At 53.4% G+C, this 14,392-nt stretch carries 11 protein-coding genes; 4 read left to right on the top strand and 7 right to left on the bottom strand.

The window, feature by feature from the left end; all coding sequences use genetic code 11:
- Positions 1–96: 96 nt before the first annotated feature.
- Both YERSI8AC_RS22065 and hppD read right to left on the bottom strand, forming a co-directional pair.
- Positions 97–474: a Rieske (2Fe-2S) protein gene (locus YERSI8AC_RS22065; RefSeq protein ID WP_138800689.1), complete on the bottom strand. Its 378-nt coding sequence runs from the start codon at positions 472–474 to the stop codon at positions 97–99.
- Between the two features lie 14 nt (positions 475–488).
- Positions 489–1,595 (bottom strand): 4-hydroxyphenylpyruvate dioxygenase, encoded by a 1,107-nt coding sequence (gene hppD / locus YERSI8AC_RS22060; RefSeq protein ID WP_022521422.1) that lies wholly within the window; start codon positions 1,593–1,595, stop codon positions 489–491.
- Positions 1,596–1,723: 128 nt separating this feature from the next.
- Between hppD and YERSI8AC_RS22055 the strand changes: the two genes are divergently transcribed.
- The 3 genes from YERSI8AC_RS22055 (at position 1,724) to YERSI8AC_RS22045 (ending at position 5,588) form a co-directional block, all read left to right on the top strand.
- Positions 1,724–2,200 (top strand): Lrp/AsnC family transcriptional regulator, encoded by a 477-nt coding sequence (locus tag YERSI8AC_RS22055; RefSeq protein WP_022521423.1) that lies wholly within the window; start codon positions 1,724–1,726, stop codon positions 2,198–2,200.
- Between the two features lie 33 nt (positions 2,201–2,233).
- On the top strand, positions 2,234–3,796 hold the full coding sequence (locus YERSI8AC_RS22050) for a sigma-54-dependent transcriptional regulator (RefSeq protein ID WP_159177587.1): 1,563 nt from the start codon (positions 2,234–2,236) through the stop codon (positions 3,794–3,796).
- Positions 3,797–4,127: 331 nt separating this feature from the next.
- Complete coding sequence (locus tag YERSI8AC_RS22045; protein ID WP_141440464.1) at positions 4,128–5,588, top strand: sodium-dependent transporter; 1,461 nt, start codon at positions 4,128–4,130, stop codon at positions 5,586–5,588.
- Between the two features lie 184 nt (positions 5,589–5,772).
- Here YERSI8AC_RS22045 and YERSI8AC_RS22040 read toward each other — a convergent pair whose 3' ends face one another.
- Positions 5,773–6,255: an Lrp/AsnC family transcriptional regulator gene (locus tag YERSI8AC_RS22040; RefSeq protein WP_022521426.1), complete on the bottom strand. Its 483-nt coding sequence runs from the start codon at positions 6,253–6,255 to the stop codon at positions 5,773–5,775.
- A gap of 177 nt (positions 6,256–6,432) precedes the next feature.
- Between YERSI8AC_RS22040 and YERSI8AC_RS22035 the strand changes: the two genes are divergently transcribed.
- Positions 6,433–9,963, top strand: a complete 3,531-nt coding sequence (locus YERSI8AC_RS22035) for an indolepyruvate ferredoxin oxidoreductase family protein (RefSeq protein WP_159177586.1) — start codon at positions 6,433–6,435, stop codon at positions 9,961–9,963.
- Positions 9,964–10,032: 69 nt separating this feature from the next.
- Here YERSI8AC_RS22035 and YERSI8AC_RS22030 read toward each other — a convergent pair whose 3' ends face one another.
- The 4 genes from YERSI8AC_RS22030 to hmgA all read right to left on the bottom strand — a co-directional run bounded on the left by YERSI8AC_RS22030 (position 10,033) and on the right by hmgA (position 14,349).
- The gene (locus YERSI8AC_RS22030; protein ID WP_022521428.1) at positions 10,033–11,223 is read right to left on the bottom strand and encodes a multidrug effflux MFS transporter; all 1,191 of its coding nucleotides are present in this window, start codon (positions 11,221–11,223) and stop codon (positions 10,033–10,035) included.
- Positions 11,224–11,329: 106 nt separating this feature from the next.
- Positions 11,330–11,974, bottom strand: coding sequence for a maleylacetoacetate isomerase (gene maiA, locus YERSI8AC_RS22025; RefSeq protein WP_159177585.1), 645 nt, complete (start codon positions 11,972–11,974; stop codon positions 11,330–11,332).
- Positions 11,975–11,985: 11 nt separating this feature from the next.
- Positions 11,986–13,005 carry a fumarylacetoacetate hydrolase family protein gene (locus YERSI8AC_RS22020; protein ID WP_159177584.1) on the bottom strand — a complete coding sequence of 340 codons (1,020 nt, stop codon included), beginning with the start codon at positions 13,003–13,005 and terminating at the stop codon, positions 11,986–11,988.
- 36 nt (positions 13,006–13,041) lie between these two features.
- The gene (gene hmgA, locus YERSI8AC_RS22015; protein ID WP_159177583.1) at positions 13,042–14,349 is read right to left on the bottom strand and encodes a homogentisate 1,2-dioxygenase; all 1,308 of its coding nucleotides are present in this window, start codon (positions 14,347–14,349) and stop codon (positions 13,042–13,044) included.
- Between the last annotated feature and the right edge of the window lie 43 nt (positions 14,350–14,392).

The raw sequence follows: 14,392 nt of genomic DNA, 5'->3' as shown, positions 1-14,392 counted from the left end.
GGCTGAATAGTTGTGGAGTTTTATTCGACTCAATCACTATTGTCAGATGTTTAACTAGAGATGTGGGAATAAGTTATAACTTGTTGGTGAGTTTTTTTAAGGCTTTCTGTGTGCGATGCATAAGTTGCCTGCTAGGTCTTCAGATACAGGTATGGCGTCAAGTTTGTCACAGTCGCCTGTTAAGCAGTCTCCCGTTTTAATGTCAAACGCCGCCCCATGCGCACTGCATAGAAAACGGTGGCCATCTGATGAAATGATACTGTCCGACCGATAGTTTAAAGGTAAATATTGGTGGGGGCAGGCATTAACGTAGCAATAAATCGTGCCATTTATGCGTGTTGCAATGACCGGGAAAGATCCATTGCTGCTCATTACTTCCACGCAGCGTGCTTTGCCTTCTGGTATAGCGCTAGAAGGGCAAATAACAGCCCCCTCTTGGGGGGCATTTTCATAGTTACGCCAAGCGTCATGCACGGTGTGCCCTTTTACTATTCAGCGGTACTTTGCAACACGCCGCGGTTAATCTGATCCTCTTCGATGGACTCGAAAAGTGCTTTAAAATTGCCCTCTCCAAAACCATCATCGCCTTTACGCTGGATGAACTCGAAAAAGATGGGGCCAATCACCGTTTTGGAGAAAATTTGTAGCAAAATTCGGGTTTCGCCGCCGCCCACGACACCTTCGCCGTCAATCAAAATGCCACGGCTGCGCAGTTTATCGAGAGGCTCCTGGTGGTCTTTAACACGCTCTAGCGACTTTTCGTAGTAGATGCTCGGCGGGCCAGGCATAAATTCGAGACCTGCATCAGCGATTAAGTCAGTACCGGAGTAGATGTCGTTTGTGGCAATGGCGATATGCTGAATGCCTTCGCCGTTATATTCGCGCAAGTACTCTTCAATCTGACTGTGATCGTCGGCACTTTCGTTAATGGGTATGCGAATTTTACCATCTGGAGAAGTCAATGCACGGCTGGTAAGACCTGTCATTTTACCGGTGATATCAAAGTAGCGTATTTCGCGGAAGTTAAAGGTGTCATGGTAAAACTTATACCATGTGTCCATATTGCCGCGAATAACGTTATGAGTGAGGTGATCAAGATAGTAAAAACCAAACCCCTTAGGATTAGGATCTACCTCATCGAACCACTCAAATTCGTTTGAATAACAGCTGCCTTTTTCGCCATACGTATCAATAAAGTAAAGCAGCGAACCGCCTATGCCAATAACCGCAGGCGCATCGATGGACTTATTACCTGTGAACTCTTCTGCACCCAAGTCGACGGCACGTTTTAGCGCATGCTGAGCATCAACGACGCGCCAAGCCATTGCTGGAGCACAGGGGCCGTGCGCCTCAATAAATGCTGACGCATGCGAGTTAGGCTCACTGTTAAGCAGGTAGTTGATATCGCCTTGACGATAAACGGTGATCGACTTGTCACGATGTTTTGCAACGGGAACGAAACCCATTTGCCGAAATAAACTATCTAGTTTTTCCGGCTCGGGGTGTGCAAATTCAACAAACTCGAAGCCATCTGTGCCCGCTGGGTTTGCATCATTTATGGTTGCTTTGGGTGCGTCATGAGGGAAGGGGCCCATCGTTGTCTCTCCTTTATTGTCTTGTTGGGTGACAAGTTCAGTATAGGGAAGAGCCGGTACAATTAGGTTGCAAACTAACCTAAGATGCAGCCAAATAGTGCATAGAGTGTGCGCAAAAGGAGTGCTGTATGCACGGAATTTCATTGGATCGTTATGATCTTGCAATTTTGTCAGCATTGCAAAAGAACTCAGCCCTCACCAATTCAGAGCTGGGTGAGCGAGTCAGCCTGTCTCCCTCTCAGTGCTCCCGACGCAAAGCGCGGCTAGAAGCCGAAGGTGTGATTAAGGGCTATTCGGCTAGGCTTGATGCTACTAGCCTAGGGTTTGGGCTGCGCGCTATCACCAGGGTTAATCTCAAAGCTCATGGTGAAAGCATGGATGATGATTTTGTGACATTACTGACGAAGCACGCCATGGTTCGTGAGGCCTATTCTGTGTCGGGAGACGCAGACTATGTGTTACATATCATCGCCAAGGATCTAACAGCGTTTTCGGACTTTATTCATCATCATTTATTACCTCATCCTAATGTCACCCAGGTTCGCTCTGAAATAATACTGCGTAGTATGAAAGAGGAGCAGGGGTTGCCGGTGGAAGGTGGCTAAGTAACTGCGTTTGTTTTGTGCTGTGAGGGTTCTATGCGTCTTAAATTTCACTGTCAGAATCGAATCGGCATTCTTCGCGATATTGTAGCCCAATTTGCTGACTACAGAATTAATGTCGCGCGAGGTGAAGTGGGGGGCGATCACGGCAGTACCATCTATCTACATGTCCCACAATTACTTAATGCTCAGTTGAGTACGCTTAAACCAGTATTGGAAGGCATTCCCGGTGTGTTTGGTGTTAAGCGCGCTAGCTTGATGCCCAGCGAACGGCGCCATTTGGAGTTGGATGCGCTGCTATCCTCGCTTTCTGACCCAGTGATGTCGATAGATATGCAGGGTCGGATTGTGGCGGCCAACCGTATTGCTGTCCAGGTATTGGGGGTGCGTGTTCAAGAAGTACCAGGGCTCTCGCTGGATCGTTACCTTGATGAGGTAGACCTTCCCGATTTAATTCGCCGTAACAACTCACGCATCAATGGGCTGCGGATCAAGCTGAAAGGCGATACCTATCTTGCTGATATCGCTCCCCTGCACACCGAAGACACGAATGTAGATTCATTAGCCGGAGCGGTTGTGACGTTACATCGTGCTGACCGCATCGGTGCCCGTATTTATCAAGTACAGCGCCAAGAGCTGCGTGGCTTTGAAGCCATCTTTCAATCGAGTTCGCGATTGGAGGCCGTGATCAACGAGGCGCGTCGCATGGCGCCATTAGACGCACCGCTACTGATTATGGGTGAAACGGGAACTGGGAAAGAGCTAGTGGCCAGAGCCTGTCATTTGGCCAGCCCCCGTGGGCAAGCGCCGTTCGTGGTGCTTAATTGTGCTGGGCTTCCTGAATCAATGGCCGAAACAGAGCTTTTCGGTTACGCACCCGGTGCCTTCGAGGGCGCTCGCCCGGAAGGAAAGCTTGGCCTTCTGGAGCTTAATGCAGGCGGTACGGTCTTTCTTGATGAAGTCGGTGAAATGAGCCCTCGGCTGCAGACGAAACTGTTACGCTTCCTTCAGGATGGCGGATTCCGTCGAGTTGGGAGCGACGAAGAAACCTTTCTTGATGTGCGGGTGATCTGCGCCACTCAGCAAAACCTACCTCAGCTATGTAGTGAAGGTCTGTTTCGGCTAGATCTTTATCACCGTCTCAATGTGCTCTCTCTACAGGTGCCCCCTTTGCGCGAATGCCTGGACGGCATCGAAGACTTGGCGGCCTATGTGCTTGATCGTGCGGCGCGTCAGATAGGCTGTCCTTTACCGGAGCTTTCGACTGCTGCGTTGGAAAAGATAACCGGCTACGACTGGCCGGGTAATGTGCGTCAGTTGGAAAATGTGCTGTTTCAGGCGGTGTCATTATGCGAAGAGACGGCCATTCAGCCAGCGCATTTGCGCCTTCCACAGAGCGAAGTGTCGCCTGCGCTTACTGGCATTCCCTTAGAGGGAAGCTTGAGCGACATGTTAGGGGAGGTGGAAAGAAATATCTTAAGTACGTTGTATCAACAGCATCCTTCCAGCCGCCAGTTAGGAAAGCGGTTGGGCGTTTCGCACACCACTATTGCCAATAAGCTCAAGCGTTACGGCATTGGTGCTCAAGAAGATTCTTAAAAAGTCCCATGGCAGGTGAATTAACTGTCACGATTTGTTTACGGGGTGTCAGAAAAACGCAACGGCAAGACCCCAGCCCTCGGCATATCCTCTTACGCGTAACGATTAGTTTACAGTTGAGACTCGCTTATGTGGGTAGCATCGCGCTCAATGTGATGTGACCCCATTCCTGCCCTATCGCTATCCCCATAGACTCTTTATAGATTGCTCTTTATGACTGGTTGATCACAGTTGGTTGGCTTTTATAAGTAGCTAATCGCTCTTAAGTAGCTGTTCTAGCTGCTCATAAATAAATAGCCTAAAAAACAATATCAATTTATAAGGTTTCCCAATGACAACGACAAATACGCCTCCCAATACGCTGTGGCTGGGCCGCTGGGGATTTGTACTGGCAGCGACTGGTTCTGCAGTGGGACTAGGTAATATCTGGAAGTTTCCTTACATCACTGGCGAGTTCGGGGGTGGTGCTTTCGTACTGGTCTACCTGGCCTGCATATTAGCGGTAGGCGTCCCCATCATGATGGCTGAAATCAGCTTCGGCCGCCGTGGAAGGGGAAGCCCGATCGATGCTATCCGTCGGGTGGTGCATGAATCGGGTCATGGTAGCTTCTGGTCGATCTTCGGCTGGATGGCCATGCTCTGTGGCTTCATGATTTTGTCTTTCTATGTGGTGGTCGCTGGCTGGTCATTCTCCTACCTGTGGAAAATGCTGAGCGGCGGACTGGCAGGCAATAGCGTCGATGACATGGCGGCAATTTTCGCCGCTAATAATGCCAACCCTTTCACGCTAGGTGCTTGGAGCACGCTAGTGACGGTGCTGACCATGTTCATCGTCGGCAAAGGCGTGCAGGCTGGCATTGAAAAGAGTGTCAGTTGGATGATGCCAGGTATGGTGATCATGCTGGGTATATTGATCGGCTACGGTGCTTTTTCCGGTGGCTTTGCTGAAGCATGGTCTTTCCTGTTCTCTTTCAATACCGAAGGGTTAAGCAGTGAAGGATTATTAGCAGCGCTGGGGCATGCCTTCTTTACCTTGTCGCTCGCATCGGGTGCGATTCTTACCTACGGCTCTTACCTGCCAGAAGGGCACTCCATCGCGCGCACGACATTCAGCGTGGCCATTGCCGATACCGTTGTCGCACTAATGGCAGGCTTGGCTATTTTCCCGATTATTTTCGCAAACGGAATGAATCCCGGCCAAGGGCCAGGATTGATCTTCATGAGCTTGCCATTGGCCTTCCAAGCGATGCCGTTTGGTACGCTGTTTGGCGTTCTGTTCTTTGTCATGCTGTCGATGGCTGCGCTTACGTCGTCGATTTCGATGATTGAGGCGACAGTCGCCTGGCTTGTTGCAAGCAAAGGGCTGACGCGTAAACGAGCATCGTGGGGTGTGGGTATCGTGCTGTGGTTGGTGAGTACCTTGGCAATGCTGTCATTCAACATGGGCGCGGATTGGACGTTTGCAGGTCGCACTTTCTTCGATTGGCTGGACTACCTGACCTCCCGCTGGATGATGCCGTTAGGCGGTTTGGGTATGGCGCTAATGGCAGGTTTCCTGCTGCGTACTGAAATATTCAGGGAGGAGCTAGGGCTCTCCCGTACCCAGCATGCACTGTGGCTATTTATGGTGCGTTACGTCAGCCCATTAGGCATCGTGTTAATTTTCATTGATACGCTGGGCCTAGCGACACTCCAGATAGGTACTCAGTGGCCGTGGTTGCTAGCACTGCTGGTGCTGATCACCGTGGTAGGAGAGTTCGCTAGCCCGCGATTACGTCAACCGGCTTCCTGAAGCTTTTCAGGAACAAGTGCTCAATAGATCTGAATAGAGAGATTGAAGCGCTCCCATCCACAGATGGGGGCGCTTTACGTTAGAGGGATACAATGAGCCGGTTTGCCTGCTGCCAGTTGCCCTGCCACTTCCTGTTTTAAGTTGTGGGCTAACGTTGCGGTTGACGTTACATAGCAGCGTTTTGTTAGCGAATCGGAATAGCGGTCTCTTCTTTGATATTACGTAGCACGAAATTGGAATTGACCTGGGAAATGCCATCCAAGGTGAAGAGTTTCTCATTCAGAAAGCGGTCATAAGCCGCCATGTCTTCGATAACCACTCGCAGCACGAAATCCGCGTTGCCGGTAGTGGCATAGCACTGCAGCACTTCTGGGTATTGCAGGATGCGGTTTTCGAACTCGACGGTGTTGTCGATGTGGTGGCGAACCAACGTCACCATCACCAATGCCGACAGTGGCTGGCCCACCAGGCTGGGTTCCACCAACGCCGCAAAGCGGCGGATCACGCCACTATCTTCCAAAGCCTTTACACGTCGCCAGCAGGCGGCGGGGGATAGCCCGATCTGTTCGGCGAGCTCATTGTTGGTAATGCGCCCCTGTTGCTGAAGCAGGGTAAGAATGCGCTGATCATGCCTGTCTAAGGTGATTAGTTTGGTCGCTTCTTTCATAGTGCCATTTCATTTGTTTGTGGTTTGTTGAATATCATTGCGTTAAATCTCAAAAAATGAAAGTAATGATCAATAACCAGGCTTTTGAAGAGTGAATTAGCAAGCACCTTTAGTGCGCTCTTGGCTAGACTCAAGCGTATTACAACCATAACTCTTCAACCGTACTGGTGAACTCCCATGACAACCCCCTCGATCGCTGAGCAGGCGGGTTCTATTGCCCAGCCTCTCGATATTGCACTCGATGACAATCTTCTCGATGACTATGCGCTGGCCGATCGCTATACCCGCGGAGAAGGCCGTGTCTTTCTCACCGGCACCCAGGCATTGGTGCGTATCTCCTTACGCCAAGCCGAGCTTGATTGCCACAATGGCCGCCATACGGCAGGACTCATCAGCGGCTATCGAGGCTCGCCCTTAGGCGGTGTAGACCAAGAGATCTGGCGGGCGAAAGCCGCCATGGAAGAGCACCACATCGATTTTGTCCCTGCTATAAACGAAGACCTTGCCGCCACCATGATGCTGGGTTGCCAGCAAGTCGAGACAGACCCCGATAAGCAAGTAGATGGCGTGTTTGGCATGTGGTACGGCAAGGGGCCTGGCGTTGATCGCGCGGGCGATGCCTTAAAGCACGGTAATGCCTACGGTAGCTCGCCGACTGGCGGTGTGCTGGTGGTCGCCGGGGATGACCATGGGTGTGTGTCGTCCTCCATGCCACACCAGTCTGATGTCGCCTTTATGGCGTGGTTCATGCCGGTAGTGAGCCCTGCATCATTGGCGGAATATGAACGCTTTGGGCTTTGGGGCTATGCACTTTCACGCTTCTCGGGTTGCTGGGTGGGTTTCAAAGCCGTTTCTGAAACCGTAGAGAGTGGCGCGTCGGTGGACGTGCCTCCCTTGCCAGAATATGTAACGCCCGATTTCGATATGCCGGAAGGCGGGCTGCACTACCGCTGGCCCGATCTGCCGGGGCCACAGCTTGAGACTCGCCTTGAGCACAAGCTGGCTGCCGTTCAGGCGTTTGCCACGGCCAATCCGATTGATCAGTATCTATTTCGCCAGGAACAGGCGACTTTTGGGCTAGTCACCACAGGCAAGGGCCATCTGGATTTACTTGAAGCGCTGCGTTTGTTGGGGCTGGATGAAGCCAAACTGCGTGATCTAGGGATTGAGATATATAAGGTCGGGATGGTGTGGCCGCTTCATCGCCCCGGCATCCTTGAGTTTATTCATGGCAAGCGCGAGGTGCTGGTCATTGAAGAAAAGCGCGGCATTATCGAAAGCCAGCTGAAGGAGTACATGTCGGAACCCGATCATCCAGGCGAGGTCATCGTGACCGGCAAGCAAGATGAAACCGGCAAGCCCTTGATTCCCTTTGTTGGAGAGCTGAGCCCTCGTCTCTTGGCAGGCTTCGTGGCAGAGCGTTTGGAGCGCTTTTTCAAGATCGATTTTAGCGACAAGCTGGCAACCGTTGATGCTTGCCAAGCCGGCGTTAAGGAGCTCGGCGGTGTACGCCGCATGCCCTATTTCTGCTCCGGCTGCCCGCATAATAGCTCGACTAAGGTACCCGAAGGCAGCAAGGCGCTGGCGGGTATCGGATGCCATTTTATGGCCTCGTGGATGGATCGCAGCACTGAATCGTTAATTCAGATGGGTGGCGAAGGTGTTAACTGGGTGGGCAAGAGCCGCTTTACCGGCAATGGCCATATTTTCCAGAACTTAGGCGAAGGCACCTGGTTTCACTCGGGCTCAATGGCCGTGCGCCAGGCAGTGGCTGCCAACGTCAATATTACCTATAAAATTCTGTTCAACGACGCGGTTGCCATGACGGGCGGCCAACCTGTAGATGGGCAAATCAACGTGCCCATGATTGCCCGGCAATCGCTGGATGAGGGCGTTCGCCGAGTCATGGTGGTCAGTGACGAACCGGAGAAGTACCGGGGGCATGAAAAGGAATTCCCTAAAGAGGTTACCTTCCATAGCCGCGAAGAGATGGATACGCTGCAGCGTGAGCTGCGCGAAATTCCAGGCTGTACGGTGTTGATTTATGATCAGGCATGCGCGGCTGAGAAACGTCGTCGGCGCAAGCGCGGTCAGTTGGAAGACCCTGCCCGCCGGGTGTTTATCAACCACCATGTTTGCGAAGGCTGTGGTGATTGTTCCGTACAGTCCAACTGTTTATCGGTGGTGCCTCGCGAGACCGAGCTAGGTCGCAAGCGCAAAATCGACCAGTCCTCCTGTAACAAGGACATGTCCTGCGTCAGTGGTTTTTGTCCCAGCTTTGTCACTGTAGAAGGTGGCGGGCTGCGTAAAGGCCAGGGCGTTGCGGCAGATAATGCCTTTTGGAAACGTATAGCGCATTTGCCTAGTCCTGCTATCGCCCCTTTGAATGCTCCTTATGACCTGCTGGTAGGGGGCGTTGGTGGCACGGGGGTGGTGACCGTCGGGCAACTGATCACCATGGCGGCACACCTGGAAGGCAAGGGCTCCAGCGTGCTCGACTTTATGGGGTTTGCGCAAAAAGGTGGGGCAGTACTGAGCTATGTGCGCTTGGCATCTCAGCCCAGTGAGCTTAATCAGGTACGTATCGAAGCGGGGCAGGCCGATGCGATGATCGCTTGCGATATGGTGGTGGCGAGTTCTCAGAAAGCGCTGAATGTGCTGCAGCCGACCACGCGTATTGTGGCGAATCTGGCCGAGCTAGCCACAGCGGATTATGTGCTTTATCGCGATGCGGATATGCAGCCCAGCAAGCGTCTTAACATGTTGCGTGAAGCGGTAGGAGATGAACGCTTTGCTTCTCTAGATGCCAATCGCCTAGCTGAGCAGCTGCTAGGGGATACCGTATTCTCCAATATGATGATGCTCGGGTTTGCCTGGCAGCAAGGGCTGGTGCCGCTTTCTGAGCCTGCGCTGCAGCGTGCTCTAGAACTCAATGGCGTCGCAGTGGAAAAGAACCGCCAAGCATTTGCCTGGGGGCGCTTGGCAGCGGTGGAACCTGATTACCTCCAGCAGCACCTGGATAAGATGCCACTGTCCGCGAATGCCACACTGGACGAAGTGGTAGCGCGTAATCGTCGCCACCTGGAGCGCTATCAGAACCGAGCCTGGGCTGAACGTTACGTGACCCAGGTGACTAAAGTGCGTGAAGCAGAAACAGCGCTAAAATGTGGCCAATCACTGAGTGAGGCCGTCGCTCATCAGCTCTATCGTTTGATGGCGTATAAAGATGAGTATGAAGTGGCGCGACTTTACACCCAGAGCGATTTTCTGGATGAGATCAAAGCAACGTTTTCTGGTGATTACCAGTTAACCTTCCACTTGGCGCCGCCGCTTATAGGTGGTCGTAAGGATGCTCAGGGGCGTCCAGTGAAGCGCCGCTTCGGCCCCTGGATGCTGAAGGCAATGGGCGCGTTGGCAAAGATGCGCGGTTTGCGCAACACGGCTCTCGATCCTTTCCGCTTCAGCGCCGACCGCAAGCTCGACCGCGCCTTATTGGCTGATTACGAGCAGTTGATTGATGAGTTAGTGGCACGTCTTGATGGCACGAATCACGCCACGGCATTAGCGCTTGCTAAGCTGCCGGAAGAGATTCGTGGTTTCGGACCCGTTCGCGAAACTGCCGCTGAGAAAGCTAACGAGCGTCGTGAGACGTTGCTGAAGGAGCTACGTGAAGGTCGCTCGAAGACCATCGCTGTCGAAGCTGCTTGAGGCGATCCATATAGGTATGAAAGGCCACGCAATGCGTGGCCTTTTGCTATGCATCTATACAACGACCCACTAAGCCTCTTTTCGGCGGCATACCAGCAGCCAGTGGCTTAGCAAGGCGAGTAGCCCCATCAGCCCGATCGTCAAGGCCATGGTGCGCGAGCTGCCGTCGTGGAATTGCCCGACTAATCCACCTACCACAGCGGCAATTGTCATTTGCAGAAAACCAAACAAGGAAGATGCCGCGCCTGCACATTGAGGGTTGGGCGCCAGTGCACCGGCCATTGTTTGTGGCATCAAAATGCCCACCCCCAGCATAAACACTATATGGGGGCCCACCACCGCCCAGGGGTGATGGACGCCAACGGCAGCCAAGCCCGCCATGACGAGGCCCCCAGTTGCGCAGATTACGGTGCCCAGGGTAATGAGGCGATCACGACCCAAGCGGTGGCTATATCGGCCGCTGACCAGCGTCCCGACGAAGAAGCCCGCGACAATCAGCGTGAACAGCACGCCATAAAGGGTAGGGGCGACGCCCATGTACTCGATGAGCACAAAAGATGAGCCAGAAAGGTACGCGAATAACCCGGAGAACGCGGCAGCATTCACCAAGGTGTAGCCAATAAAGGCACGCTGAGTCAGTAGTAAGCGAAAGTTAGCCAGTACGGATTTCGGGTGGATCGATTGCCGCCGCTCCTTCGCCAACGGCTCGGGCAGCATAAGTATCAGCACCGCCAGCATCACTGCCGCGTAGAGCGCCAGCACCACGAACACCGATTCCCAGCCAAAAAACAGCAGTAACCCCGCGCCTACCACAGGGGCCAGAGCAGGGGCGAGCGCCATGGTACTTGCCATATAGGCGAGGATACGTCCGGCCTCGATGGGGCCATGAATATCACGTACCGCTGCCCGTGCTAATACCGGTCCAGCAGCACCGCCGAAGGCCTGCAAAAAGCGGCCTGCCAGTAACCACTCGACGCTAGGCGCCCAGGCACACAGTAGGCTCGCAGCGAGAAACAGCGATAACCCTGCGATCATCACCGGGCGGCGGCCAAAGCGATCAGAGATTGGCCCGCACAATAGTTGGGCCAGAGCGAATCCAGCCATATAGAGGCTAAGGGTCAGCTGTATTCGGTCTGGGCCAGTATTCAGCGCTTCTGCCATGGCGGGCATGGCTGGCAAGTACATATCCGTCGCCAGCGGGCCGAGCGCAGTCACTGCAGCCAGGGCCACGACGGTGGCGGTAGAGGGCAGCTTTAGCACCCCTTAACTCCTTATGGTTGGACGTGATGCCCCTTCGGACACGAGGCGGGCGCCTTCCCGAATGGAAAGACGCCCGCTTATGTTAGCCTGCTTAGTATAGCTTGACTTAGCTGGCGTCAGGCTGCACCTCTGGTGCTGCCTTTTCGAAGGCTGGCAGCGCACGACAATTGGCAGCGATGCGCTGGATTGTCGGATAGGCTGACAAATCACACTCGAAACGTTCCGCGTTGTACACCTGGGGAATCAGGCATATATCCGCAAGCGTAGGGGTGTCGCCATGGCAAAAATCTCCACTGCTGGGGGCATTGGAGAGCGTTGCTTCCAGAGCGGTGAAACCCTCGGCAATCCAGTGGTGGTACCAGGCTAGCTTAGCCGCTTCATCCGCTCCCATTTCTCTCACTAAATACTTGAGTACCCTCAGGTTGTTGAGTGGGTGAATCTCGCAGGCCACCGACTGAGCGAGCGCACGAACCTGAGCCCGCTCTAACGCGTTAACCGGCAGCAGGGCGGGCTCTGGGCGTACCTCATCGAGATACTCACAGATCGCCAGTGACTGGTTAACCACCGTGCTATCGTCCAACACCAGGCTAGGCACCAGCCCCTGAGGGTTGCGCATCAGGTGGTCGTCACCCCGTTGCTCACCTTTCACCAGGTTGACCGGGATCTGGTCATAATCCAGTCCCTTAAGGTTTAAGGCAATACGCACCCGGTAAGCAGCCGACGAGCGGAAATAGCCGTAAAGCGTCGTCATGTTGCCTTCCTTTATTTGGGCTGGTACTGCACTACTTGCTGATCGATCGTACCAAATATGTTGTTGCCATCGCGGTCGAACATCTCGATACGAACCCGGTCGCCAAAACGCATAAAAGGGGTTTTTACTTGGCCGTACAGTATCTGCTCCACCATGCGCACTTCGGCTAGACAGCTATAGCCAACGCCACCGTCAGCCACCGGCTTTCCAGGGCCGCCGTCGGGGTCTGGGTTGGAAACGGTGCCTGAACCAATGACAGCGCCGGCACCGAGATAGCGGGTCTTAGCCGCATGGGCCACCAGCTGTGGAAAGTTAAAAATCATATCTGGCCCGGCTTCAGGCTCGCCAAACTTCTCGCCATTCAAGTGCACGGTCAGTGGCAGGTTCACTTTACCATCCTGCCAGGCATCGCCCAGTTCATCTGGGGTCACCGCAATGGGCGAGAACGAAGAGGCGGGCTTTGCTTGGAAAAAGCCGAAGCCCTTTGCGAGTTCACCTGGAATGAGACCACGCAGACTCACGTCGTTGACCAGCATCACTAGCTTAATGTGCTTGGCGGCTTCCACGGGGGATACTGCCATCGGTACGTCACCCGTAATGACCGCGATCTCGCCTTCAAAGTCGATGCCATGCTCTTCACTAACCGCCTCAATATCGTCGGTGGGTGCCAAGAAGCAGTCGCTACCGCCCTGATACATGAGCGGGTCTGTCCAGAAGGTGTCAGGCATCTCGGCATTGCGCGCCTGGCGTACCAGCTGGACATGGTTCAGATAGGCGGAGCCGTCAGCCCACTGATAGGCACGCGGTAAAGGGGAGTGCAGCGCACTCTGATCAAGCTTAAACGCGTTTTCAGCACCACCTTTATTAAGCTGAGCATAGCGCTCTTCAAGCTGAAGGCTAACCGCTTCCCAGTTCTCAAGGGCAGCCTGAAGTGTGGGAGCAATATCCACAGCGCTCACAGCGCGGGAGAGGTCACGCGAGACGATGATGAGTTCTCCGTCGCGGCCCTGCTTAAGTGTTGCCAGTTTCATAGTGATTCAATCCTTGTCGTCAGGGGGGTATAGGGTTCAGGGCTGGCTTGGGTTGAAGTGGGAGCGCAGCGTCGACCAAACATCCACATAATCACGTTGACGGAAGTCAGCATTCAGTGCCGCAGGGGTCGGGTGAAAGAAGTAGCGGCTTTCAAACATGAAGGCCAGTGTATCGCCTATGAAGTGGGGCTTAAGCTCAGCGTTGGAGGCCTTTTCAAAGGTCTCAGCATCGGGGCCGTGGGGCGACATTGAGTTATGTAGACTGGCGCCGCCAGGGGTGAAGCCTTCAGCTTTTGCATCGTACTCGCCATGAATAAGCCCCATAAACTCGCTCATTAGATTGCGATGGAACCAGGGCGGTCTAAAGGTGTTCTCGGCAACCATCCAGCGTGGCGGAAAAATCACAAAATCAATATTAGCCATTCCCGGTGTATCGGAGGGTGACGTCAATACGGTGAAGATTGACGGGTCCGGATGATCGAAGCTAACCGTATTGATGGTGTTAAAGTTGGCAAGATTATATTTATAAGGCGCGCAGTTGCCGTGCCACGCCACCACATCTAACGGCGAGTGGTTTAGTTTTGTCTCCCAGAAACGACCAGAGAACTTAGCCACTAAGCGGTAGTCGCCTTCGAGGTCTTCGTAGGCTGCCACAGGGCTTTGGAAGTCACGTGGGTTGGCTAAACCGTTAGCCCCGATAGGGCCGAGGCCGGGCAGCTCTAAAGGACTACCGTAGTTCTCGCAAATATACCCCCGTGCAGCCTCAACACCCTGAGCTTTACGCACTTGGAATTTCACACCGCGAGGAATGACGGCAATTTCACCGTTATCGATCTCAATGTCACCAAATTCGGTACGTAGACGAATGGCCCCCATTTGCGGAACGAAAAGCAGTTCTCCATCGGCGTTGTAAAAAAACCGCTCGGTCATGTCCTTATTAAAGGTGTAGACATGCACGCCCACGCCCGCTTGAGTACCCGCATCGCCGTTCACCGCAATGGTAAACAAGCCATCGATAAAATCAGTCGGTTCATTAGGTAATAAAACGGGATCCCAGCGCATCTGGTTAGGATCCGCCGCTGGCTTGTCTAACGGGGCCGTGTGTACGTTGTTATTTTCTAGTGGCTGGTAAGCGCTCTGAACGACAGAAGGGCGAATGCGGTAAAGCCAACTGCGAAAGTTTTGATGACGTGGCGCTGTGAATGCGGAACCGGTTAGTTGTTCAGCGTACAAGCCATAAGCACAGCGTTGAGGTGAGTTTTGCCCAATCGGCAGTGCACCCGGCAGCGCTTCGGTTGAAAAGTGATTATGAAATCCATTTTGATATTTCAATTGTTCATTCATTGTTAAGACCTGCTTTATTGGAACGTTATTTTGATAAAGCTAT

It is taken from the genome of Halomonas sp. 113 (genome assembly GCF_904067645.1).
In the GTDB taxonomy this organism is placed as follows: domain Bacteria; phylum Pseudomonadota; class Gammaproteobacteria; order Pseudomonadales; family Halomonadaceae; genus Vreelandella; species Vreelandella titanicae.
Note: the sequence above shows the minus strand (reverse complement) of the source record. Positions and strands in the feature narration are given on the sequence as shown.

Bases quoted from the DNA above. Each gene is read 5' to 3' on its own strand.
- YERSI8AC_RS22055 (WP_022521423.1), top strand. From the start codon at position 1,724: ATGCACGGAATTTCATTGGATCGTTATGATCTTGCAATTTTGTCAGCA.
- YERSI8AC_RS22040 (WP_022521426.1), bottom strand. From the start codon at position 6,255: ATGAAAGAAGCGACCAAACTAATCACCTTAGACAGGCATGATCAGCGC.
- maiA (WP_159177585.1), bottom strand. From the start codon at position 11,974: ATGACGACGCTTTACGGCTATTTCCGCTCGTCGGCTGCTTACCGGGTG.
- hppD (WP_022521422.1), bottom strand. From the start codon at position 1,595: ATGGGCCCCTTCCCTCATGACGCACCCAAAGCAACCATAAATGATGCA.
- hmgA (WP_159177583.1), bottom strand. From the start codon at position 14,349: ATGAATGAACAATTGAAATATCAAAATGGATTTCATAATCACTTTTCA.
- YERSI8AC_RS22035 (WP_159177586.1), top strand. From the start codon at position 6,433: ATGACAACCCCCTCGATCGCTGAGCAGGCGGGTTCTATTGCCCAGCCT.
- YERSI8AC_RS22050 (WP_159177587.1), top strand. From the start codon at position 2,234: ATGCGTCTTAAATTTCACTGTCAGAATCGAATCGGCATTCTTCGCGAT.
- YERSI8AC_RS22020 (WP_159177584.1), bottom strand. From the start codon at position 13,005: ATGAAACTGGCAACACTTAAGCAGGGCCGCGACGGAGAACTCATCATC.
- YERSI8AC_RS22045 (WP_141440464.1), top strand. From the start codon at position 4,128: ATGACAACGACAAATACGCCTCCCAATACGCTGTGGCTGGGCCGCTGG.